At 61.3% G+C, this 21750-nt stretch carries 17 protein-coding genes and 1 pseudogene; 8 read left to right on the top strand and 10 right to left on the bottom strand.

Features of this window, described 5'->3' with window-relative positions:
* Nucleotides 1-78: 78 nt before the first annotated feature.
* Complete coding sequence (locus ACU688_RS02850; RefSeq protein WP_017735367.1) at nucleotides 79-1425, bottom strand: DEAD/DEAH box helicase; 1347 nt, start codon at nucleotides 1423-1425, stop codon at nucleotides 79-81.
* 193 nt (nucleotides 1426-1618) lie between these two features.
* Here ACU688_RS02850 and ACU688_RS02845 point away from each other — a divergent pair, with 193 nt between their 5' ends.
* The gene (locus tag ACU688_RS02845) at nucleotides 1619-2917 is read left to right on the top strand and encodes a mechanosensitive ion channel family protein (RefSeq protein WP_448183570.1); all 1299 of its coding nucleotides are present in this window, start codon (nucleotides 1619-1621) and stop codon (nucleotides 2915-2917) included.
* 33 nt (nucleotides 2918-2950) lie between these two features.
* On the opposite strand, the gene ACU688_RS02840 is transcribed toward ACU688_RS02845, so the two are convergent.
* The 3 genes from ACU688_RS02840 to ACU688_RS02830 form a co-directional block, all read right to left on the bottom strand.
* The gene (locus tag ACU688_RS02840; RefSeq protein WP_448183569.1) at nucleotides 2951-3817 is read right to left on the bottom strand and encodes a carboxylate/amino acid/amine transporter; all 867 of its coding nucleotides are present in this window, start codon (nucleotides 3815-3817) and stop codon (nucleotides 2951-2953) included.
* Nucleotides 3818-4020: 203 nt separating this feature from the next.
* Nucleotides 4021-4620, bottom strand: coding sequence for an FMN-dependent NADH-azoreductase (locus tag ACU688_RS02835; RefSeq protein WP_017735364.1), 600 nt, complete (start codon nucleotides 4618-4620; stop codon nucleotides 4021-4023).
* Nucleotides 4621-4771: 151 nt separating this feature from the next.
* Nucleotides 4772-5086: a 3-phosphoglycerate kinase gene (locus tag ACU688_RS02830; RefSeq protein WP_448183568.1), complete on the bottom strand. Its 315-nt coding sequence runs from the start codon at nucleotides 5084-5086 to the stop codon at nucleotides 4772-4774.
* Between the two features lie 49 nt (nucleotides 5087-5135).
* Here ACU688_RS02830 and ACU688_RS02825 point away from each other — a divergent pair, with 49 nt between their 5' ends.
* The 5 genes from ACU688_RS02825 to aqpZ all read left to right on the top strand — a co-directional run bounded on the left by ACU688_RS02825 (nucleotide 5136) and on the right by aqpZ (nucleotide 10327).
* Nucleotides 5136-6059 carry a PA3225 family LysR-type transcriptional regulator gene (locus ACU688_RS02825; protein ID WP_207041782.1) on the top strand — a complete coding sequence of 308 codons (924 nt, stop codon included), beginning with the start codon at nucleotides 5136-5138 and terminating at the stop codon, nucleotides 6057-6059.
* 14 nt (nucleotides 6060-6073) lie between these two features.
* Nucleotides 6074-6877, top strand: a complete 804-nt coding sequence (locus tag ACU688_RS02820; protein WP_448183567.1) for an alpha/beta fold hydrolase — start codon at nucleotides 6074-6076, stop codon at nucleotides 6875-6877.
* Nucleotides 6878-6880: 3 nt separating this feature from the next.
* The gene (locus tag ACU688_RS02815; RefSeq protein WP_448183566.1) at nucleotides 6881-7444 is read left to right on the top strand and encodes a peptidylprolyl isomerase; all 564 of its coding nucleotides are present in this window, start codon (nucleotides 6881-6883) and stop codon (nucleotides 7442-7444) included.
* Nucleotides 7445-7526: 82 nt separating this feature from the next.
* Entirely contained in the window at nucleotides 7527-9359 is a 1833-nt protein-coding gene (locus tag ACU688_RS02810) for an ABC transporter ATP-binding protein (protein ID WP_448183565.1), read from the top strand.
* A gap of 266 nt (nucleotides 9360-9625) precedes the next feature.
* The gene (gene aqpZ / locus ACU688_RS02805) at nucleotides 9626-10327 is read left to right on the top strand and encodes an aquaporin Z (protein ID WP_448183564.1); all 702 of its coding nucleotides are present in this window, start codon (nucleotides 9626-9628) and stop codon (nucleotides 10325-10327) included.
* Nucleotides 10328-10522: 195 nt separating this feature from the next.
* Here the strand turns inward: aqpZ and ACU688_RS02800 are convergent, their stop codons facing one another.
* Complete coding sequence (locus ACU688_RS02800) at nucleotides 10523-11647, bottom strand: GNAT family N-acetyltransferase (RefSeq protein WP_448183563.1); 1125 nt, start codon at nucleotides 11645-11647, stop codon at nucleotides 10523-10525.
* Between the two features lie 283 nt (nucleotides 11648-11930).
* On the opposite strand from ACU688_RS02800, the pseudogene ACU688_RS02795 reads away from it, so the two are divergent.
* Nucleotides 11931-12806 (top strand): annotated as a pseudogene (locus tag ACU688_RS02795) (putative porin); the annotation flags it as partial.
* A gap of 54 nt (nucleotides 12807-12860) precedes the next feature.
* Nucleotides 12861-13277: a putative porin gene (locus ACU688_RS02790; protein ID WP_448184021.1), complete on the top strand. Its 417-nt coding sequence runs from the start codon at nucleotides 12861-12863 to the stop codon at nucleotides 13275-13277.
* Nucleotides 13278-13425: 148 nt separating this feature from the next.
* On the opposite strand, the gene ACU688_RS02785 is transcribed toward ACU688_RS02790, so the two are convergent.
* From ACU688_RS02785 to aceK, 5 genes are all read right to left on the bottom strand, one after another.
* Nucleotides 13426-13671, bottom strand: a complete 246-nt coding sequence (locus ACU688_RS02785; RefSeq protein WP_017735354.1) for an anti-sigma factor family protein — start codon at nucleotides 13669-13671, stop codon at nucleotides 13426-13428.
* On the bottom strand, nucleotides 13665-14279 hold the full coding sequence (locus tag ACU688_RS02780) for an RNA polymerase sigma factor (protein WP_257782714.1): 615 nt from the start codon (nucleotides 14277-14279) through the stop codon (nucleotides 13665-13667). Before ACU688_RS02780 ends, ACU688_RS02785 begins: the two co-directional genes overlap by 7 nt.
* A 165-nt stretch (nucleotides 14280-14444) precedes the next feature.
* A complete protein-coding gene (locus tag ACU688_RS02775; RefSeq protein WP_448183562.1) occupies nucleotides 14445-15566 on the bottom strand; it encodes a beta-ketoacyl-ACP synthase III in 1122 nt (373 codons plus the stop codon).
* A gap of 354 nt (nucleotides 15567-15920) precedes the next feature.
* Nucleotides 15921-19832 carry an ATP-dependent RNA helicase HrpA gene (gene hrpA, locus ACU688_RS02770; protein WP_448183561.1) on the bottom strand — a complete coding sequence of 1304 codons (3912 nt, stop codon included), beginning with the start codon at nucleotides 19830-19832 and terminating at the stop codon, nucleotides 15921-15923.
* A 118-nt stretch (nucleotides 19833-19950) separates the two neighbouring features.
* Nucleotides 19951-21666, bottom strand: coding sequence for a bifunctional isocitrate dehydrogenase kinase/phosphatase (aceK, locus tag ACU688_RS02765; protein WP_448183560.1), 1716 nt, complete (start codon nucleotides 21664-21666; stop codon nucleotides 19951-19953).
* Between the last annotated feature and the right edge of the window lie 84 nt (nucleotides 21667-21750).

The raw sequence follows: 21750 nt of genomic DNA, 5'->3' as shown, positions 1-21750 counted from the left end.
CCCACGCGGAGCGTGGGAACGATCAGCGCGCATAAAAAAACCGGACAATTGTCCGGTTTTTTTCACATCAGCCCAACCTTACTCGGCGGCTGGTGCTTCTGGCTTGCGGCGCTTGAGCGGGGCCATGCCGTCCTTGCTGACGAGCGACAGGTTGTCGGTCTTCGGCCGGTTGGCGATCTTGCGCTTGGTCGGCGACTTGGCGCCGGTTTTCTTCTTGTCGCCCTTGGCGTCGGTCTTTTTCTTCTTCACGCCAACAGCCTTGCCCGACGCCTTGACCTTCTTCGGCCCGGTGTAGGTGCCTTTGACTTCCTTGATGGTGCGGCGCTCGAACGACTGCTTGAGGTAGCGCTCGATGCTCGACATCAGGTTCCAGTCGCCGTGGCAGATCAGCGAGATGGCCAGGCCATCGTTGCCGGCACGCCCGGTACGGCCGATACGGTGTACGTATTCGTCGCCGCTGCGGGGCATGTCGAAGTTGATCACCAGGTCCAGGCCATCCACGTCGAGGCCACGGGCGGCAACGTCGGTAGCCACGAGGATTTTCACGCCGCCGGCCTTGAGGCGGTCGATGGCCAGCTTGCGGTCCTTCTGGTCTTTCTCGCCGTGCAGCACGAACGCCTTGTATTCCTGGGCAACCAGGCGGCCGTAGATACGGTCGGCGGCGGCACGGGTGTTGGTGAACACGATGGCCTTCTGATAGGTCTCGTTGGCCAACAGCCAGTTGAGGATCTGCTCTTTGTGCACGTTGTGGTCGGCGGTGACGATCTGCTGACGCGTGGTGGCGTTCAGGTCGCTGACGTTGTTGACCTGCAAGTGCTCAGGGTTGTTCAGGACCTTGGCGACCATCTCGCGCAGGGTCGAACCGCCGGTGGTGGCGGAGAACAGCATGGTCTGCTGGCGATTGACGCACTCGGCCACCAGGCGCTGCACGTCGTCGGCAAAGCCCATGTCGAGCATGCGGTCGGCTTCGTCCAGCACCAGCACTTCGACTTCCTTGAGGTCAAGGTTGCCGGCGTTGAGTTGCTCGATCATGCGGCCCGGAGTACCGATCAGGATATCCGGCACCTTGCGCAGCATGGCGGCCTGGACCTTGAAGTCTTCACCGCCGGTGATGATGCCGGACTTGATGAAAGTGAACTGGGAGAAACGCTCCACTTCCTTCAGGGTCTGCTGCGCCAGCTCGCGGGTTGGCAGCAGGATCAGGGTCTTGATGCTGACGCGAACCTTGGCCGGGCCGATCAGGCGGTTCAGCACCGGCAGGACAAAAGCGGCGGTCTTGCCGCTACCGGTTTGAGCTGTCACCCGCAGGTCACGCCCTTCGAGCGCGAGCGGGATGGCCGCTGCTTGCACAGGCGTTGGCTCGACAAATTTAAGCTCGGCCACGGCTTTGAGCAGGCGTTCGTGCAGGGCGAATTGGGAAAACACGGGTGCTACCTCGAAGAAATACAAAATATCAGCGGCATAGGGTACCGGTTTCGGGCGTCCAAACCGAGTTTCTTTACGCGAACGGTGCTAATCAGCTGCTTTTTTGTGAGCACTTTTGTCTGTGAGGCCAACTTTGTAGCACTTCAATGCTCTAATCGCCCCGTCTTGTCCTACAGAAGAATCGGTTTCACCCATGGATATCAAACAGCTCTGGCTCAACGTCCAAGACCTTTGGGGCGCCCTCGATGAACACCCGCTGCTGCACGCCAGCCTCGGCTTTGTGGTGCTGCTGCTGGTGGCGCTGTTGCTCGGACGGGTGGCGCGCTACCTGATCCTGCACACGATCAAATTGCTCGGCCGCCAGCCGGCGCTGCACTGGCTCAATGACCTGCGGCACAACAAAGTCTTCCACCGCCTGGCGCAAATGACGCCATCGCTGGTGATCCAGTTCGGCCTGTACCTGGTGCCGGACCTGAGCAAGACCGCAATCCTGTTCATCGGCAACGTGGCCCTGGCGATCAGCATCCTGTTCCTGATGCTGGCCATGAGTGCCCTGCTCAACGCCCTGCTGGACATCTACGCCCGCACCGAACACGCCCGCACCCGCTCGATCAAGGGCTATGTGCAGTTGGCGAAGATGGTCTTGTACGTGTTTGGCGCAATCATCATCGTCGCCACCCTGATCGACCGTTCGCCACTGTTGCTGCTGTCGGGTCTGGGTGCGATGTCGGCGGTGATCCTGTTGGTGTACAAGGACACCCTGCTGTCGTTCGTCGCCAGTGTGCAGCTGACCAGCAACGACATGCTGCGGGTCGGCGACTGGATCGAAATGCCCCAGGTCGGCGCCGATGGCGACGTGGTGGACATCACCTTGCACACGGTCAAGGTGCAGAACTTCGACAAGACCATCGTCTCCATTCCTACCTGGCGCCTGATGTCCGAGTCGTTCAAGAACTGGCGCGGCATGCAGGCATCAGGCGGGCGACGGATCAAGCGCAGCCTGTTTATCGACGCCAGCGGCGTGCGCTTCCTGCGTGACGATGAAGAAGTGCGCATGACCCAGGTGCACCTGCTCACCGACTACATCGGGCGCAAGCAGGCCGAGCTCAAGGCCTGGAACGAAGCCCAAGGCCACAGCGCACAACTGTCGGCCAACCGTCGGCGCATGACCAACCTCGGCACCTTTCGCGCCTACGCCCTGGCCTACCTGAAAAGCCACCCGGATATCCAGCCGAACATGACCTGCATGGTGCGCCAGATGCAAACCACCGCCCAGGGCGTGCCGCTGGAGATCTACTGCTTTACCCGCACCACGGCGTGGGCGGATTACGAGCGGATCCAAGGGGATATTTTTGACTATCTGCTGGCGGTGTTGCCGGAGTTTGGCCTGAGCCTGTATCAGCAGCCGAGTGGCAATGATTTGCGCGCAGGGATGTTGCCGGCCTTACTAGGCGCCAGTCATTTGCCGACGCTGGAAAACAAATCGGCCTGACACCACCCACACAAGCCCTCTCCAACAGGGGGCTCAGTGGTGGACGGGCTGCTTGCGCACACCCAACCGACTGATCCACACCGCCGCCAAAATCACCAACCCGCCCAACGCCAACCGCCCCAGCGGCTCATGCTGGTTCCAGATCAGCAGGTTCAGCAGCAACCCCACCGGCACATGCAGGTTGTTCATCACCGCCAACGTGCCGCCCTGCACCAGGCAGGCGCCCTTGTTCCACCAGTACATGCCCAGCGCCGTGCTGACCAATCCAAGGAACACCAGCACGCCCCATTGCAACGGCGCTTCAGGCAAAAAGTTGGCCTTGCCGAACAGCAGGAACGCCGGCAGCACCACCAGCACTGCGCCCACATAGAAGAAGCCAAAGCGCCGGTAATGCGGCAGGTCACTCGGGTAGCGCTTCACCAAATGCTTGTACATCACCTGCCCGGCGGCGTAGGTGAAGTTGGCCAGTTGCAGCAGCAGGAAGCCACCGAGGAAGTGCGGGGTGATCTGGTCGAAGCGAATCACCGCCGCGCCCGCCACCGCCACCAGTGCGGCGACCAGCGCCCACGGGTTGAAGCGCCGATTGAGGGCGTCTTCGATCAGGGTCACATGCAGCGGCGTGAGGATGGTGAACAGCAGCACCTCCGGCACCGTGAGCACGCGAAAGCTCAGGTACAGGCATACGTAGGTCACGCCAAATTGCAGCGCGCCGATCACCAGCATGCCGCGCATGAACCCCGGTTCCACCGAGCGCCAGCGGGTCAGCGGGATAAACACCAGCCCGGCCAGCAGCACACGCACCAACACGGCGAAGTAGCTGTCGACGTGGCCGGCGAGGTATTCGCCGATCAAGCTGAAGGAAAATGCCTGAATCAGGGTGACAACCAGTAGATAGCCCATGCGCGCCTCGTTTCGAATGGGCGGGACATTAAAGGTTTTCGGCGGTTGAAGAAACTCAAGGCAAAAAAAACCCGACCTCGCTAAAGCGGCAGTCGGGCAGGAGCACTCAGGAGCAAAAAGTGCAAAGGGAGGTTCGATACGCGTACTTGAAGGGTTTGCGTGGGGCTAGATAAACATTGCGCGATTATCTGGCGATTAACGGATCACGCCACCTGTGCCAGCAAGGCCTTGGCGTGGTTAATGCCTTTTTCCTGGAAGTCGCCGCTCAGGTTCACACCTTCGGCATGAATGAAGGTGACGTCGTGGATGCCAATAAAGGCCATGACCTGACGCAGGTACGGTTCCTGGTGATCCGACGTGGCGCCGGTATGAATACCGCCGCGAGCGGTCAGCACAATGGCACGCTTGCCGGTGAGTAAGCCCTGCGGGCCGGTGGCTGTGTACTTGAAGGTCACACCGGCGCGCAGCACGTGGTCCAGCCAGGCTTTCAGGGTGCTGGGGATGGCGAAGTTGTACATCGGCGCCGCCATGACCAGCACGTCGGCGGCCAGCAATTCGTCGGTCAGTTCGTTGGAGCGGTCGAGGGAGGCCTGTTCGTTGCCATTGCGCTGGTCCGCAGGTTTCATCCAGCCGCCGAGCAGGTTGGCGTCCAGGTGGGGAACCGGGTTGAGCGCCACATCGCGCACGGTAATCGTGTCCGCTGGATGGGCAGCCTGCCATTGGCTGATGAACTGCTGAGTCAGTTGGCGGGAGATCGAATCCTGCTGACGGGCGCTGCTTTCGATGATCAGAACGTTAGACATGGCTGGGTAGGCTCCATCGGAAAATGCTGTAAGGCGATGGAGTGGAGATTAAACAGAGCCAATTCGATTAAAAAGCGCAAAAAACTGCTATAACCAATCTATAAATTTGTTTATAAGCGGAGTATTCCTATGGACATGCTCCGCTGCCGGGTCACTTCGGGCTGCACGCCAGGGCGATGCGCATCTTGAGAATGGCGCGGTTGAACTTGACCGTGGTGTTGGTGCTTTTACCCGCCGGCACCGTGACCTTGCGATTGCGCGGCGCTTCCGGGCCGTTGGTGAAGGTTACCGAGCACACGGCATCGTTGGTGCCGTAGTTATTCAGGCGGATAGAGCTGATGTCGCCGTCCACGTCGGAGGCGGTGTAGTCGATGCTCACGCCGTCGATCTTTTTTGTCACGTCGATGGGGTAGGCAAACGCGCTCATCGGCAGCAGCGCCAGCAGCACACAACAGAATTTTCTCATTCGGCAGTCTCCAATAAGGACCGCCAGCTTAGGACAAGAGGAACCCATCTTGAAAGCGCCCCGCGTTACCCTCGATCAATGGCGCACGCTGCAAGCCGTGGTCGACCATGGCGGCTTCGCCCAGGCGGCTGAAGCGTTGCACCGTTCACAGTCCTCGGTGAGCTACACCGTGGCCCGCATGCAAGACCAGCTTGGCGTGCCGCTGTTGCGCATCGACGGGCGCAAGGCCGTGCTCACCGATGCCGGTGAAGTGCTGCTGCGCCGCTCGCGACAGCTGGTGAAAAACGCCAGCCAACTGGAAGACCTCGCCCACCATATGGAACAAGGCTGGGAAGCCGAAGTGCGCCTGGTGGTGGACGCCGCCTACCCGAATGCGCGCCTCGTCCGCGCCCTCTCCGCCTTTATGCCGCAAAGCCGTGGTTGCCGTGTGCGCCTGCGCGAGGAGGTGCTGTCCGGCGTTGAGGAGTTGCTGATCGAAGGCGTGGCCGACCTGGCGATCTGCGGCTTCAGCATTCCCGGCTACCTGGGCACGGAAATGAGCGACGTCGAGTTTGTCGCCGTGGCCCACCCCGAACATGCCTTGCACCGCATGCATCGCGAATTGAGCTTCCAGGATCTGGAAAGCCAGATGCAGGTGGTGATCCGCGACTCCGGCCGCCAGCAACCGCGCGATGTGGGTTGGCTGGGCGCCGAACAGCGCTGGACCGTCGGCAGCCTGGCCACCGCCGCCGCCTTTGTCGGCAGCGGCCTGGGCTTTGCCTGGTTGCCCCGGCACATGATCGAACGCGAACTCGCCGAAGGCGTGCTCAAGCAGCTACCCTTGGAACAGGGCGGCAGCCGCCACCCAACGTTCTTCCTGTACTCAAACAAGGACAAACCCTTGGGGCCGGCGACGCAGATCCTCGTGGAACTGCTGCGCACCTTTGACACGGCCCCCTTGGACGCGCCTTTCGCCGCCCCCCAGCAAGCCTGAAACGGAGTTCACGCATGGCCTGGTTCGACCACGAAGGATGCAGCCTGCACTACGAGGAATACGGCCACGGCACGCCGCTGATCCTGATCCACGGCCTGGGCTCCAGCAGCCAGGATTGGGAGTTGCAGATCCCCGTGCTGGCCAGGCATTACCGCCTGATCGTGGTCGATGTGCGCGGTCACGGCCGCTCGGACAAACCCCGTGAGCGCTACAGCATCCAGGGTTTTACCTTTGACCTGCTGGCCCTGATCGAACACCTGAACCTACCGCCCGCCCACGTGGTGGGCTTGTCCATGGGTGGCATGATCGCCTTCCAATTGGCGGTGGACGAACCGAACCGGGTCAAGAGCCTGTGCATCGTCAACAGCGCGCCCGAGGTCAAGGTGCGCAGTGCCAACGACTATTGGCAGTGGACCAAGCGCTGGAGCCTGGCGCGCGTGCTCAGCCTGGCCACGATCGGCAAGGCCTTGGGCGACCGGTTATTCCCCAAGCCGGACCAGGCCGACCTGCGCCGCAAGATGGCCGAGCGCTGGGCAAAAAACGACAAACGTGCTTATCTCGCCAGCTTCGATGCGATTGTCGGTTGGGGCGTACAGGAACGACTTTCGCGGATCACCTGTCCAACTCTGGTCATCAGCGCCGACCACGACTACACCCCCGTGGCGCAAAAACAAAACTATGTAAAACTGCTGCCCAATGCGCGACTGGTGGTGATCGCAGATTCCCGCCATGCCACGCCCTTGGACCAACCCGAAGTCTTTAACGCAACCTTGCTCGATTTTCTAAAGACAGTCGAAACCACTACCCAGGATCACTGACCCATGCTGAAAAAAATCGCCTTCTTTGCCGGTTCTGTTCTGTTCGCTGCCAACCTGATGGCGGCCGAGCCTGCCAAGGCGCCCCACGTGCTGATCTCCACCACCAACGGCGACATTGAAATCGAACTGGACCCGGTCAAGGCGCCGATCAGTACCAAGAACTTCCTGGCCTACGTGGACAAGGGCTTCTACAGCAACACGATCTTCCACCGCGTGATCCCGGGCTTCATGGTCCAGGGCGGCGGGTTCACCGCGCAAATGTCGCAAAAACCGACCGAAGCGCCGATCCGCAACGAAGCCAGCAATGGCCTGCATAACGTACGCGGCACCTTGTCCATGGCCCGCACCAACGACCCGAACTCGGCCACCAGCCAGTTCTTCATCAACGTCGCCGACAATGCGTTCCTCGACCCAGGCCGCGATGCCGGTTATGCCGTGTTCGCCAAAGTGGTCAAGGGCATGGACGTCGTCGACATCATCGTCAACTCCCAGACCACCACCAAACAGGGCATGCAGAACGTGCCAATCGATCCTGTCCTGATCAAGTCGGCCAAGCGCATCGACTGAGGTCTGCAGGGAGTTTCGTGCGCGGCCCACAAGGCCGCGCGCGCATTTGAAAGGAGAGCCCGCCAGGCGGGCGTCAACCCTAATGCTCTATCGTCGTTTTGAACAACTGATCGATATTTTCCGCGACGCCCCCAGCGACGCCCCGCCCGATAAAGTCCTGCCCTTCTACCTCTATTACCTGCGTCAGGTGTGGCCGCATTTTGCCGCCTTGCTCGTCGTCGGCCTGATCGGCGCATTGATCGAGGTCGCACTGTTCAGCTACCTCAGCCGCATCATCGACCTGGCCCAGGGCACGCCGCCCGCGAATTTCTTCCAGGTGCACAGCACCGAGCTGATCTGGATGGCCGTGGTCGCCCTGCTGCTGCGTCCGATCTTCGGCGCCTTGCACGACCTGCTGGTGCACCAGACCATCAGCCCCGGCATGACCAGCCTGATCCGCTGGCAGAACCACAGCTACGTGCTCAAGCAGAGCCTGAATTTCTTCCAGAACGACTTCGCCGGGCGCATCGCCCAGCGCATCATGCAAACCGGCAACTCCCTGCGCGACTCCGCCGTCGCGGCGGTGGACGCGATCTGGCACGTGGCGATCTACGCCATCAGCTCCCTGGTGCTGTTTGCCGAGGCCGACTGGCGCCTGATGATCCCGCTGGTGACGTGGATCATCTGCTACAGCCTGGCCCTGCGCTACTTCGTGCCACGGGTGAAGGAGCGCTCGGTGATTTCCTCCGAGGCGCGCTCCAAGCTGATGGGGCGCATCGTCGATGGCTACACCAACATCACCACCTTGAAGCTGTTCGCCCATACCCAATACGAGCAGCAATACGCCAAGGAAGCGATCATCGAGCAGACCGAAAAAACCCAGCTGGCCAGCCGCGTGGTCACCAGCATGGACATCGTGATCACCAGCATGAACGGCCTGCTGATCGTCACCACCACCGGCCTGGCCCTGTGGTTGTGGACCCAGTCGCTGATTTCCGTCGGCGCAATTGCCCTGGCGACCGGCCTGGTGATCCGCATCGTCAACATGTCCGGCTGGATCATGTGGGTGGTCAACGGCATCTTCGAAAACATCGGCATGGTGCAGGACGGCTTGAAAACCATCGCCCAGCCCCTGGCCGTGGTCGACCGCGAAAACGCCCCGCGCCTGACGGTGCCCCGGGGCGAAGTGCGCTTTGAACAAGTGGATTTCCACTATGGCAAGAAGAGCGGGATCATTGGCGGGCTGAACCTGAAGATCCAGGCCGGGGAAAAGATCGGCTTAATCGGCCCGTCCGGCGCCGGTAAGTCCACCCTGGTCAACCTGCTGCTGCGCCTGTACGACCTGCAAGGCGGGCGCATCCTGATCGACGGGCAAAACATCGCCGAGGTTGCGCAGGAGTCCTTGCGCGAACAGATCGGCATGATCACCCAGGACACTTCCCTGCTGCACCGCTCGATCCGCGACAACCTGCTGTATGGCAAGCCAGACGCCACCGACGAAGAACTCTGGGCCGCGATCCACAAGGCCCGCGCCGACGAATTCATCCCGTTGCTGTCGGATTCCGAAGGCCGCACCGGGCTCGACGCCCACGTGGGCGAGCGCGGGGTGAAACTCTCCGGTGGGCAACGCCAGCGCATCGCCATTGCCCGCGTGCTGCTCAAGGACGCGCCGATCCTGATCATGGACGAAGCCACCTCGGCCTTGGACTCGGAAGTGGAAGCGGCAATCCAGGAGAGCCTGGAAACCCTGATGCAAGGCAAGACCGTGATTGCGATTGCGCACCGCTTGTCGACCATTGCGCGCATGGACCGCCTGGTGGTGCTGGAGAAAGGCCAGATTGCCGAGACGGGCAGCCATGCCGAGTTGCTGGCCCATGGTGGGTTGTACGCGCGGTTGTGGCAGCACCAGACTGGGGGGTTCGTCGGCATCGACTAATCATCTACAGCTCAAACACAGTCCAAAATGTGGGAGCGGGCTTGCCCGCGATAGCGGTGTATCAGTCGTCAGATTCATTGACTGACACTCCGCTATCGCGGGCAAGCCCCCTCCCACATTTGATTGAGCCTCTCCCAGATTCGGACACTGGATTTGTGCCACAACCCTGCTGTACTCAACGCAGTGCCCAGATAGGCGCTGTAGTAAGTGCAGGGAGCATCACAGTTTTACTGATTCGGTAGAGCGATCTATCAAGGACGTGTTCCATGTCTTTGTTCAAGCGTTCAGTCACGGAGAGTCTAGGTACGTTTTGGCTGGTGTTGGGCGGTTGCGGGAGTGCGGTGTTGGCCGCAGCGTTTCCGGCAGTCGGGATCGGTTTGCTGGGGGTATCCCTGGCGTTTGGGCTCACGGTGCTGACCATGGCGTTTGCCATCGGCCATATCAGCGGTTGTCACCTCAACCCGGCGGTGTCGGTGGGGCTGGTGGTGGGCGGGAGGTTCCCGGCCAAGGAGTTACCGGCGTACATCATCGCCCAGGTCATCGGCGGCACGGTTGCCGCAGCCTTGTTGTACTTCATTGCCAGCGGCAAGCCCGGCTTTGAACTGGCGTCGGGCCTGGCATCCAACGGCTATGGCGAGCACTCGCCCGGCGGTTACTCGATGGCGGCAGGGTTTGTCTGTGAGCTGGTGATGACGGCGATGTTCGTGCTGATCATCCTCGGCGCCACCGACCACCGCGCCCCGAAGGGCCTTGCGCCCATCGCCATCGGCCTGGCCTTGACGCTGATCCACCTGATCTCCATTCCCGTCACCAACACCTCGGTCAACCCCGCGCGCAGTACGGGGCCCGCCTTGATCGTTGGCGGGTGGGCGATCCAGCAATTGTGGATGTTCTGGCTCGCGCCGATCCTGGGTGCGGTGATCGGTGGTTTTACTTATCGATGGCTGGGCAAGGAGGAGCCGGCCTGAGGCACCGCGGGCTCAGCCCTGCCGATAAGGCAGGGCTTTTTTTCAGAATTGTCACACCCCCAAACAAACCACAAATCAAATGTGGGAGCTGGCTTGCCTGCGATGGCATCACCTAGGTATCACTGAAACACCGAGGTGCCTGCATCGCAGGCAAGCCAGCTCCCACATCGGCCTGCTGTGCCTGCATCTTCCGCGCTACACCTGCCGATAAGGCAACGCACCCCGCGCCTCTTCGGCATACGCCACAATCCCCACCCGCTCACGGTCCAGGAAATCCTCCACGGCGTTCTTCAACCCCGCATGCCGCAAGTAGTGCCACGACCGCGTAATCACCGGTTCAAACCCGCGAATCAACTTGTGCTCACCCTGTGCGCCAGCATCAAAGCGTTGCACGCCATGGGCGATGGCGTAGTCCATGCCCTGGTAGAAACAGGTTTCGAAATGCAGGCGGTCGAACTCCGCCAGGCAACCCCAATAGCGGCCGTAGAAGCTGTCGCCACCGATCAGGCTGAACGCCATGGCCACCGGCCGCGTACCTTGCTTGGCCAGCACTACGCGGATCGCTTCGGGCATGCGCTCAGCGAGCAAGCTGAAAAACTCGCGGGTCAGGTACGGCGATTGGCGGCGCACTGCGTAGGTGTTGGCGTAGCAGGCGTAGACAAAATCCCACTGCGCTTCGCTCAGCTCATGGCCGTGCAACCACTCGAAGTCGATGCCCTGCCCGGTCACTTGTTCGCGCTCTTTGCGCATCTGTTTGCGCTTGCGTGAGCTGAGGGCGTCGAGGAAGTCCTGGAAGTCGCGGTAGCCACGGTTCTGCCAGTGAAACTGACAGCCAAGACGCTGCAACCAGCCCGGTTGCTGGGCCAACGCGTCATCGGCCAAACCGTCGGTGAAGTTGATATGGGCGCTGGAGAGCCCTTCGATTTCCAGGTAACCCGGCAGGCTTTTGAGCAGTTCAAAACCGTCCTTGGCACTCGCCGCCAACAGGCGTGGCCCGCTGACCGGGCTGAACGGCACGGCGGTGAGCAGCTTGGGATAGTAATCGATGCCGGCCCGCTCGCAGGCGTCGGCCCAACCATGATCGAACACGTACTCGCCATAGGAGTGCCACTTGCGATAACTGGGCAGTGCCGCCACCAGCTGCTCGCCTTCCCAATGCAGCAAATGTTCCGGTTGCCAGCCGGAGTGCGGGCCAACGCTGCCGCTGTCTTCCAACGCACTCAGGAACGCGTGCCGCACAAACGGCTGGGCGTCTGGCACCAGCGCATCCCAGGTCTGCGGGGCGATTTCGGACAGGTTGGTCAGACGTTGCAGCGGCATCGGCATTCTCGTTTCTGAAGGGCATGAAAGCCTCGCGAGTATCGCTTATCGCCGACCTTCGCACACGCTCGAATCGCCGGACAAGGCTCTAAAGCAATAGTTCCCATCATGAATAATTTGTCATGTAGATGACATCACTTCGCCACTGCTCCGTCATAAACGATCGCGATACTGACGCCTGTTTTTAGAGCGCCTGGTGCTACCGGGCGGCTATTTTTCCGTCCGTCATCGGTCGGTTGTGTCCTGGATGGTTTGCCATCCCTCCTCACTTTCGGAGATTGATATGCGTCTTGCTTCCACTAAAACTGCGGCGATCCTGTGCGGCGGCCTGTTGCTGGCCCTGAGCGTACCGGCCAACGCTGCAGTCGACGCTAAATTGCTCGACATGCTCAAGGCCAACGGCCAGATCACCAATGCCCAGTACAGCGAATTGCAAGCTGAGCTGGCACGGGATCAGAAAGAACAGCAGATCGCACGGCAAGCTCAACAAGAGACCAACGAACAGATCGCGGCCACCGCGAAGAAAACCAACGAACTGAGCAGCTTCGACCAGAAGCTGGCCTGGGCGGCCAAGACTCAATTCAAAGGCGACGTGCGCGTGCGTCAAGAGACCGTCAAGGTCGAAGGCTCGCCAAACAACGGCGGCAAGGACAAGGATCGCCAGCGCCTGCGTGCCCGTCTGGGTGCCTACACCGAGATCAACTCGCAAGTCGACACCGGTATCCGTATCGCCACCGGCAGCAGCGACGACGCCCGTTCCACCAACGTGGACCTGGACGGCTACTTCAACAAGAAAGCGCTGTGGCTGGACCTCGGCTACATCGACTACCACCCTGACCAGGTCAAGAACCTGCACGTGATCGGCGGCAAGATGCTGCAACCGTGGGTCAGCATGGGCGACGTGATCTGGGACACCGACGTGAACCCGGAAGGTCTGGCACTGACCTACAAATACCCACTGGGTGGCAGCGCCGAGCTGTTCGGTAGCGCCGGTAACTACAGCCTCAAAGACAACGTCAACGGCGAAGGCGTGCAATTTCGCAACGACATGCGCATGACATCCGGCCAGTTGGGCGCGCGTTTCGCCGTGACCGACAACCTGAAAGTGACCTTGGGCGGCAGCGTCTACGCGTTCCAGAACGACGAAGACAGCCGTTGCCCGACTGCCGGCTCCACCGCCTGCCTGACCCCACAGGAAACCATCCTGAACACCGTGGCCGGCAATGCCAGCGAATACCGCTTGTATGAAGGCTTCAGCCAGATCGACGTCGGCGGCCTGGCCGTACCGTTGTCGTTCTACGGTCAGTACGTACAAAACACCAAAGCCACTGAAAGCGACAAGGACACTGCCTGGTTGGTGGGTGCCAAGTCCAAAGTGTTTGGCTTGAACCTGGACTACAACTACCGCGACATCCAGCGTTACGCCGTGGTCGGTGGCTTCACCGACTCGGACTTCGCCGGCGGTGTTACCGGTTCGCGCGGTCACAAGTTCAAGGTCGGTTACGACATCGACAAGAACTTCGCCATCGGCGCCACTTACTTCCTGACCAAGGCCGATTACTCCAGCGCGCCAAACTACCGCGATGCCAAGGTCAACACCTTGCAGCTGGACGCAGAAGCGAAGTTTTAAGAGGGGCAGCGTAAGTTTCAAGCTGCAAGCTTCAAGGAAGAGCACGTCACTTGCAGCTTCAAGCTAACCGCTTGAAGCTGCTTTTCTACCAGTCTTGCGTGGTTGGATCGGTCCCCATCATCCGTTCGATCCCGCCACGCGAGCCTGCTTATTCCCCGCCTTTCTGATCCTTGAGCCGCTCGGCAGCCAGCTGCTGCGCCAAGGCATCCACATCCCCCACCGGCTCGTCCGGCAGTATCTTCAGCGTGGCCTGCATCAAGCGCATCTGGCGGATAAACCGTCGGCAGTTGGGGCAAAACATCAGGTGATGACGCACCAGCAAGCGCTCGCGAAAGGTCAATTGCCCATCGAGATAGTCACTGGAACGCGCCACTTGTTCTTTACAGGTCAGCATTCGCCCGTTTCCTCAAAATGCTCCACCGTGGCGAAGACTTTAAGCCGTGCTCGATGCAACAGCACACGGACATTGGAGAGAGAGAGCGTCAGAAGATTACAGATCTCTTCCAACTCCAGGCCTTGGCGTTCACGCAACACCAGCACGCTGCTTTGCAATTCCGACAGGCTCAGCAAGGTGTGTTCAAGGCAGTTGCGCAGTTCATCCTCGGTGAGCAGGGCTTCCGGGGTGTCCTGGTGCCAGGCATACGGGGCGACGGCCCAGTGGCCATCGTCGGGGGTAAAACGATCGTCACCAATCGTGCCGTGGGGTGATGGCAGATCATCCAGCAGCACTTCGCGGCGGTTCTGCTTGTAACGGCCCTTGGCGGCGTTGGCGGTGATGGTCAGCAGCCAGGTCTTGAGGCTGGAACGCCCTTCGAACTTGGAAAGGTTGCGGACCACCGACAGCCAGGCATCCTGGACGATTTCGTCGGCATGGCGCTGTCCGACGATGGCATAGGCCACCGCGCGCATGGCGCTCTGGTAAGTGGTGACCAATTCCTTGTAGGCCCGCTGCTCACCCTTGAGCAGGCGTTCAAGCAGGTGCGCGTCGTCGGCTGCTGCCATGGGCTACCTCAATGCGATAGGTATGAGATCTGGCTGTTGTGGGTGCTGGCTTTTTTGTGGGAGCTGGCTTGCCTGCGATGCAGACACCTCGGTCTGTCAGTCAGACTGCAGTGATGCCATCGCAGGCAAGCCAGCTCCCACATTTTACCGCGCCCGACAGACCAATCAGCGTTTGCGCAGGATTACGCTGCCAATTGAGTACCCAGCACCAAACGAGCTGAGCACGGCAACGGAACCCTTCGCCAGATCGTCCTGGTAAGTATGAAACGCAATCACCGACCCCGCCGAACTGGTGTTGGCATAGGTATCAAGGATCACCGGCGCTTCTTCCACCGTGGCCTCGCGGCCCAGCAGTTTTTTCACGATCAGGTGGTTCATGCTCAGGTTGGCCTGGTGCAGCCAGAAACGCTTCACGTCCGCCACGTCCAACTGGTTTTCCGCCAGGTGCACGCCGATCAGCTCGGCGACCATCGGGCACACGTCGCGGAAGACTTTGCGGCCTTCCTGCACGAACAGCTTGTCGGGTGCACCGATGCCCTCTTCCGCCGCGCGGTTGAGGAAGCCGAAGTTGTTGCGGATGTTATTGGAGAACTTGGTCAGCAGCTTGGTGCTGACCACGTCGAACTGGTGCTCGGACGTCGCCAGGTCGGCACGCTCCAGAATCACGGCGGTGGCCGCATCGCCAAAGATGAAGTGGCTGTCACGGTCACGGAAATTCAGGTGGCCGGTGCAGACTTCCGGGTTGACCATCAGGATCGCCCGGGCCTGGCCCAGCGCGATGCTGTTGGCGGCGTTCTGGATGCCGAAGGTGGCCGAGGAACACGCGACGTTCATGTCAAAACCGAAACCTTCGATGCCCAGGGCTTCCTGGACTTCGATGGCGATGGCTGGGTAAGCGCGCTGCAAGTTGGAACAGGCGACGATCACACCGTCGATATCGGCAGCGGTCTTGCCGGCGCGTTGCAGGGCCTGTTCGGCCGCGCCGACGGCCATCTGGCAGAGCACCGACCATTCGTCGTTGCTGCGCTCAGGCAGGCGCGGGGCCATGCGCTTGGGGTCGAGGATGCCGTCCTTGTCCATCACGAAGCGGCTCTTGATGCCCGAGGCTTTCTCGATAAACGCGGCGCTGGATTCGGTCAGCGCCTGCACTTCACCGCGCTCGATGGCGGCAGCGTTGTCGCTGTTGAACTGTTGCACGTAGGTATTGAAAGACTGCACCAGCTCTTCGTTGGAGATGCTGTTGGCAGGGGTGTACAGGCCGGTGCCGCTGATCACGACGTTATGCACGGTCGTTCCTCTAAATCTGTCAGGCAGGGAATGTTGGTACCTTCGTACCAAACTGTAAGTAGTCCGAATCCGCCCGGCGGACATCAAACTGGCATCGCTTTATTCCATCGCGCCGTGGCTGCACCAGCCAGCCCAAACCGACGATCCCGGCATTTATAGGCGCGAAGTTTGCCACAACCCTCGGAATTTGGCGCTATCTGCGGACAAACCGCCATTTTCCTGGATGTACCTGAACTGTGGGAGCTGGCTTGCCTGCGATGGCGGCGGGTCAGTTTGCACATCAGCAACTGATAGACCGCTATCGCGGGCAAGCCCGCTCCCACAGGGGATTGGGGTTTGGATTTGGGTCGGGCCTCAGGCCTCGACCAGGCTCCATTGCTTGCTCAGGCGTTTGTCGGAAATCGGCACCTTGGTGCCCAACTGTTGGCCAAACAACGACACCCGATATTCCTCCAACCACCAGCGGTACAACTCCAGCTGGGGATCGCGCTTGCCTTCCTGGGCGTGCTTTTTCAGGCGGTTCTCATACTGCGCCCACAAACCGGCCAACTCGCCGCTCCACACCCGGTCCTTTTGCACCTGGCTCGGCAATTTCTCCAGGCGCAGTTCGATGGCCTTGAGGTAACGCGGCAGTTCCTTGAACCACTGCGCCGGGGTTTCGCGGACAAAACCGGGGTACACCAGGTTACTCAGTTGCAGCTTGATATCGTTCAAGGCCACGGCCTGGGCCAGGTCGATCTTGCCTTTGAAACGCTTTTGCAGCGCGTGCCAGAGTTTCAATACTTCCAGGGTCAAGCGTGCCAGGCGCTCGGCGTGTTCGGTCCAGCTGCCACGCTTACGCTCGGCCAAGGCGGCCAAACCGGCACCATCGCGCGGCAGGCTGGCTTCGCCTTCCAGTACGCAGGTGTCGAGGCTGGCCAGCAGGATATCTTCCACCAGGGCGTCGATGCGCCCCAGTTCGCGGTACATCAGCCCCAACTCGGTAAGACCGGGCAATTTGCCGCGCAGGAACTTGGCCGGTTCCGCCAGTTGCTGCATCAGCAAGCGTTGCAAGGCGCGGCGATGCTGGAACTCAGCTTCGGCCGCCGTGGAGAAACGCCCTTCCTTGACCGTGCCGTTTTCTTCCACCAGTGCCGGATAGACCGTCATCGACAGGCCAGCAATCTTTTGCTGAGTCTTCTCGGCGACCGCCGCAAACACCTTGGCTTCCACCGGTTGCTGGCTTTTCGCGGTTTGCGGCACGGCCAGCGCGGCCTGGCTGGCTTCGGCGAAGCGCGCCGTCAGCTCGGCCAGGTCGCGGCCTTCGCCGAGGAACTTGCCTTGGCCATCGACCACTTCCAGGTTCATCTTCAGGTGGCTGTCCACCTGCTGCGCCGCCTCGGCCCAGGCTTCATCGCTGACCCGCGCGCCGGTCATGCGCAGCAGTTCACGTCCCAGCGCCTGAGGCAGCGAGCCCTGGCCGAATTCGATGCGTTGCAGGGCGGCCTTGACGAAATCCGGCACCGGCACGAAGTTCTTGCGCAGCGCTTTCGGCAAGTTGCGCACCAGGGCGATGCACTTGGCCTCGATCAGCCCCGGCACCAGCCACTCCAGGCGCTCGGGCGGCAACGCCGGCAACAGCGGCGCGGGCACGCGCAGGGTCACGCCGTCGCGCGGGTGGTTGGGTTCGAAGTGGTAACTCAAGGCCAGTTCCAGATCGCCCAGGTGCAGCGTGTCCGGGTAATGCGCGGCGGTGACTTCACTGGCCTCGCGGGCCAGCACGTCTTCTTCGCGCATGATCAGCAACTGCGGGTCTTTCTGGCTGTGGACCTTGTACCAGCTGTCAAAGGTCGCGGTCTGGTGGATCTCCGCCGGCAGGCGCGCATCGTAGAAGGCGTACAGGGTTTCTTCATCCGCGAGAATGTCGCGCCGGCGCGCCTTGGCTTCCAGCTCGTCGAGCTGTTCCAGCAGTTGCTGGTTGGCGGTCAGGCACTTGGCCCGCGACTGAATCTCGCCGCGCACCAGGCCTTCGCGGATAAACAACTCGCGCGACACCACCGGATCAATCGGCCCGTAATGCACCGGCCGACGCCCGACCACGATCAACCCGAACAAAGTGATCTGCTCAAACGCCACCACTTGGCCGCGCTTCTTCTCCCAATGCGGTTCGAAGTGGTTCTTCTTGATCAGATGCCCAGCCAGCGGCTCGATCCAGTCGGCGTCGATCTTGGCGACCATGCGCGCATACAGCTTGGTGGTTTCCACCAGTTCGGCGGTCATCAGCCATTGCGGGCGTTTTTTGCCGATGCCCGACGACGGATGAATCCAGAAGCGCCGCTGGCGCGCCCCCAGGTAATCGCCGTCTTCGGTCTTCTGGCCGATCTGGCTGAGCAGGCCGGACAGCACCGCCTTGTGCAGTTTCGGAAAATCCGCCGGTTCTTTGTTGATCGTCAGTTGCATGTCGCGGCAAATCAGGCTGAGCTGGCGATGGGAGTCGCGCCATTCGCGCAGGCGCAAATAGTTGAGGAAGTTCTTGCGGCACCAGTTGCGCAGTGGGCTGGCGGTCAGCTCCTGGCGCTGCTCTTCAAAGCCGCGCCACAGATTGACCAGGCCGGCGAAGTCCGAATCCGCGTCTTTCCATTGTGCGTGGGCCTGGTCGGCGGCTTGCTGACGCTCCGGCGGACGCTCGCGCGGGTCCTGGATCGACATGGCGCTGGCGACGATCAGCACTTCCTGCAAACTGCCGAGCTTGGCCGCTTCCAGCAGCATGCGGCCCATGCGCGGGTCCACCGGCAGGCGCGCCAACTGGCGGCCCAACGGCGTGAGCTGGCTGTTGCGGTCCACGGCCGAGAGTTCTTGCAGCAGGTTGAAACCGTCGCTGATGGCCTTGCCGTCGGGCGGTTCGATAAACGGGAAGTCGGTGATTTCGCCCAGGCGCAGGTGCAGCATCTGCAGGATCACGGCGGCGAGGTTGGTGCGCAGGATTTCCGGGTCGGTAAACTCCGGGCGGCCAATAAAGTCTTCTTCGCTGTACAAGCGGATGCAGATGCCCGGCTCGACCCGGCCGCACCGGCCTTTACGCTGGTTGGCACTGGCCTGGGAAATCGCCTCGATGGGCAGGCGCTGCACCTTGGCGCGGTAGCTGTAGCGGCTGATGCGCGCGGTGCCGCTGTCGATGACATAACGGATGCCCGGCACGGTCAGCGAGGTTTCCGCTACGTTGGTCGCCAGCACCACGCGCCGGCCCGGATGGGACTGGAAAATCCGCTGCTGCTCGGCCGGTGACAGGCGCGCGTACAGCGGCAGGATTTCGGTGTGCTTGAGCTGGGCCTTGCGCAGCATGTCGGCGGCGTCGCGAATCTCGCGCTCACCGGGCAAGAACACCAGCACGTCGCCAGGGCTGCGGCGCTCACTGCGCTCGTAGGCGGCGATTTCATCGAGGGTGGCGAGGATCGCCTGGTCGACAGTCAGGTCGTCCTCGACGCGGTTGCCCTCCTCGTCCTGCTCCAGGGTCAGCGGGCGGTACCAGGTGTCCACCGGGAAGGTGCGGCCCGACACTTCGACAATCGGCGCATCGTCGAAGTGCTTGGAGAAGCGCTCGAGGTCGATGGTCGCCGAGGTGATGATGACCTTCAGGTCCGGGCGACGGGGCAGCAGGGTCTTCAGGTAACCCAGCAGGAAGTCGATGTTCAGGCTGCGCTCGTGGGCTTCGTCGACGATGATCGTGTCGTAGCGTTCCAGGTAGCGGTCGTTCTGGGTTTCCGCCAGGAGGATGCCGTCGGTCATCAACTTGATCAGGGTGTTGGAGTCGCTCTGGTCTTCAAAGCGCACCTGATAGCCGACCAGCGCGCCGAGCGGCGTGGCCAATTCTTCGGCAACCCGGCTGGCGACGCTGCGCGCAGCGATCCGGCGCGGCTGTGTGTGGCCGATCAGGCCGAATTGGCCGCGACCGATTTCCAGGCAGATCTTCGGCAACTGCGTGGTTTTACCCGAGCCGGTCTCGCCGGCAATGATCAGCACCTGATGCTTGTTCAGCGCTTCTTTGATCTCATCGCGCTTGGCGGCAATCGGCAGGCTGTCGTCGTAACGAATCACCGGCAGGCTGGCACGCCGCGCCGTGACCTGGGCACAGGACGCCTGCATGCGCGCCACCCACTGCGCCAACTTGTCCTCGTCGGGTTTCTTGCGCAGCTCCAGCAACTGCCGACGCAAGCGGTGGCGGTCGGCGAGCATGGCGTGATCGAGGGTTTTGAGCAGTTGGTCGATAGTGGGCGCTTGGTCAGTCATCAGGTAGGCAAGGGTCGTCTATTTATGCAGGGGGCGGATTGTGGCAGAAAAGCGGTGGTGAGCGGCAAGCTTCAAGCGGCAAGTAAAAGCAGAGCGGCTCTTACTTGCCGCTTGCAGCTTATGGCTGCTCTTTCCTCTTATACGGAAACACATCAATGACCTTGCCCGCACGAATCGCCTCTTGCAGACCTTTCCAGTAATCAGCGTTGTACAGCTCGCCGTGCAGTTCATCGAACAGCTTGCGCTGGCCGGCATCGGCGAACAGGAACGGCGGGAACTCTTCGGGGAACACATCCAGCGGGCCGATGGAGTACCAGGGCTCGGAGGCCATTTCGTCCTCGGGGGTGCGCGGTGCGGGGATATGGCGGAAGTTGGCTTCGGTGAGAAAGCAGATTTCGTCGTAGTCATAGAACACCACGCGGCCGTGGCGGGTGACGCCGAAGTTTTTCAGCAGCATGTCGCCGGGGAAGATATTCGCCGCCGCCAGTTGCTTGATGGCCAGGCCGTAGTCTTCGAGGGCTTCGCGCACCTGGGCGGGGTTGGCGTTTTCCAGGTAGAGGTTGAGCGGGGTCATGCGCCGCTCGGTCCAGCAGTGGCGGATAAGCACCGTGTCGCCTTCGACTTCGACGGTGCCGGCGGCGACTTCCAGCAGTTCGGCCAGGCACTCGGGTTCGAATTTGCTGAGGGGGAAACGGAAGTCGGCGAATTCCTGGGTGTCGGCCATGCGTCCTACGCGGTCGACGCTTTTGACCAAGCGATATTTCTCGATCACGGTGGCGCGGTTGACGTTTTTCGACGGTGAAAAGCGGTCCTTGATGATCTTGAACACGGTGTTGAAGCCCGGCAGCGTGAACACGCTCATGACCATGCCACGCACGCCGGGGGCCATGATGAATTGATCGTCGGTGGTCGCCAGGTGGTTGATCAGCGCGCGGTAGAACTCCGACTTGCCGTGCTTGTAGAAGCCGATGGAGGTGTACAGCTCAGCAATGTGCTTGCCCGGCAGGATGCGCCGCAGAAAGCCGATGAACTCAGCCGGCACCGGCACATCGACCATGAAGTAGGAACGGGTAAACGAAAAGATGATCGACACATCGGCTTCGTCGGTGATCAACGCGTCGATCTGGATGCCCTGCCCTTCGCGGTGCAGCAACGGGATCACCAGGGGCCATTGTTCGTCGCGGGTGTAGATGCGTCCTACGAGGTAGGCGCCTTTATTGCGGTAGAGCACCGAGGAAAACAGCTCGACCTTGAGGTCGGGGTCTTTGCATACCCAGTCCGGCAGGTTCTCGCGCAGTTGCGCTTCCAGGCGGCGCAGGTCGGCGGGCAGGTCGGCGTAGGGCTCGCTGAAGCGATAGTCGGCGAAGACCTGCGCCAGCATCGCGGCGATGTTGCCCGCCGGTGCATAGGTGCGCGTTTGCGCCGCGCGCGCCCGGCGCAGGCTGGGCCGGGTGGTGTGGATGAACATGCAGCCGTCGCTGATCAGGTCATGGCTGAACAGGCCGCAGAAGATCGAGTTGTACCAGGTCTCGGACAGCTCATCGTCAAAGCGCAGGTCGATCAGGCCGATGTAGGCGCTTTTCACCAGGGGCCACAGGTCGATGTCCAGCAATTCGCCCTCGGCGAAGCTCGCGTGCAGGCGCGTGGTCACTTCGCCGACCTTCTCTTCATACAGGTTGATCCGCGCCGCAGACGCCGCCTGGCCCTGCTGCCACTGGGCCTTTTCGAAACGCTCGCGGGCGCCGTCGGTGATCTGGCGGAAGTGCTCGCGGTAATCGTCGAAGCCATCAAGGATCATCCGGGCGATGGCGAGGGCGGGCGTGGATGGCGACATGCGGGAAACCTCTACGGGTATCTGGAAGCACTGAGCTTAGCCAGTGTAGGAAGGCAGGAGAAGGACGATTTTTCCCAGCGCCTT

This window comes from Pseudomonas acericola (SeqCode), assembly GCF_053456465.1.
Note: the sequence above shows the minus strand (reverse complement) of the source record. Positions and strands in the feature narration are given on the sequence as shown.

Bases quoted from the DNA above. Each gene is read 5' to 3' on its own strand.
- ACU688_RS02845 (WP_448183570.1), top strand. From the start codon at position 1,619: ATGGATATCAAACAGCTCTGGCTCAACGTCCAAGACCTTTGGGGCGCC.
- ACU688_RS02840 (WP_448183569.1), bottom strand. From the start codon at position 3,817: ATGGGCTATCTACTGGTTGTCACCCTGATTCAGGCATTTTCCTTCAGC.
- ACU688_RS02835 (WP_017735364.1), bottom strand. From the start codon at position 4,620: ATGTCTAACGTTCTGATCATCGAAAGCAGCGCCCGTCAGCAGGATTCG.
- ACU688_RS02830 (WP_448183568.1), bottom strand. From the start codon at position 5,086: ATGAGAAAATTCTGTTGTGTGCTGCTGGCGCTGCTGCCGATGAGCGCG.
- ACU688_RS02820 (WP_448183567.1), top strand. From the start codon at position 6,074: ATGGCCTGGTTCGACCACGAAGGATGCAGCCTGCACTACGAGGAATAC.
- ACU688_RS02815 (WP_448183566.1), top strand. From the start codon at position 6,881: ATGCTGAAAAAAATCGCCTTCTTTGCCGGTTCTGTTCTGTTCGCTGCC.
- ACU688_RS02810 (WP_448183565.1), top strand. From the start codon at position 7,527: ATGCTCTATCGTCGTTTTGAACAACTGATCGATATTTTCCGCGACGCC.
- aqpZ (WP_448183564.1), top strand. From the start codon at position 9,626: ATGTCTTTGTTCAAGCGTTCAGTCACGGAGAGTCTAGGTACGTTTTGG.
- ACU688_RS02800 (WP_448183563.1), bottom strand. From the start codon at position 11,647: ATGCCGCTGCAACGTCTGACCAACCTGTCCGAAATCGCCCCGCAGACC.
- ACU688_RS02785 (WP_017735354.1), bottom strand. From the start codon at position 13,671: ATGCTGACCTGTAAAGAACAAGTGGCGCGTTCCAGTGACTATCTCGAT.
- ACU688_RS02780 (WP_257782714.1), bottom strand. From the start codon at position 14,279: ATGGCAGCAGCCGACGACGCGCACCTGCTTGAACGCCTGCTCAAGGGT.
- hrpA (WP_448183561.1), bottom strand. From the start codon at position 19,832: ATGACTGACCAAGCGCCCACTATCGACCAACTGCTCAAAACCCTCGAT.
- aceK (WP_448183560.1), bottom strand. From the start codon at position 21,666: ATGTCGCCATCCACGCCCGCCCTCGCCATCGCCCGGATGATCCTTGAT.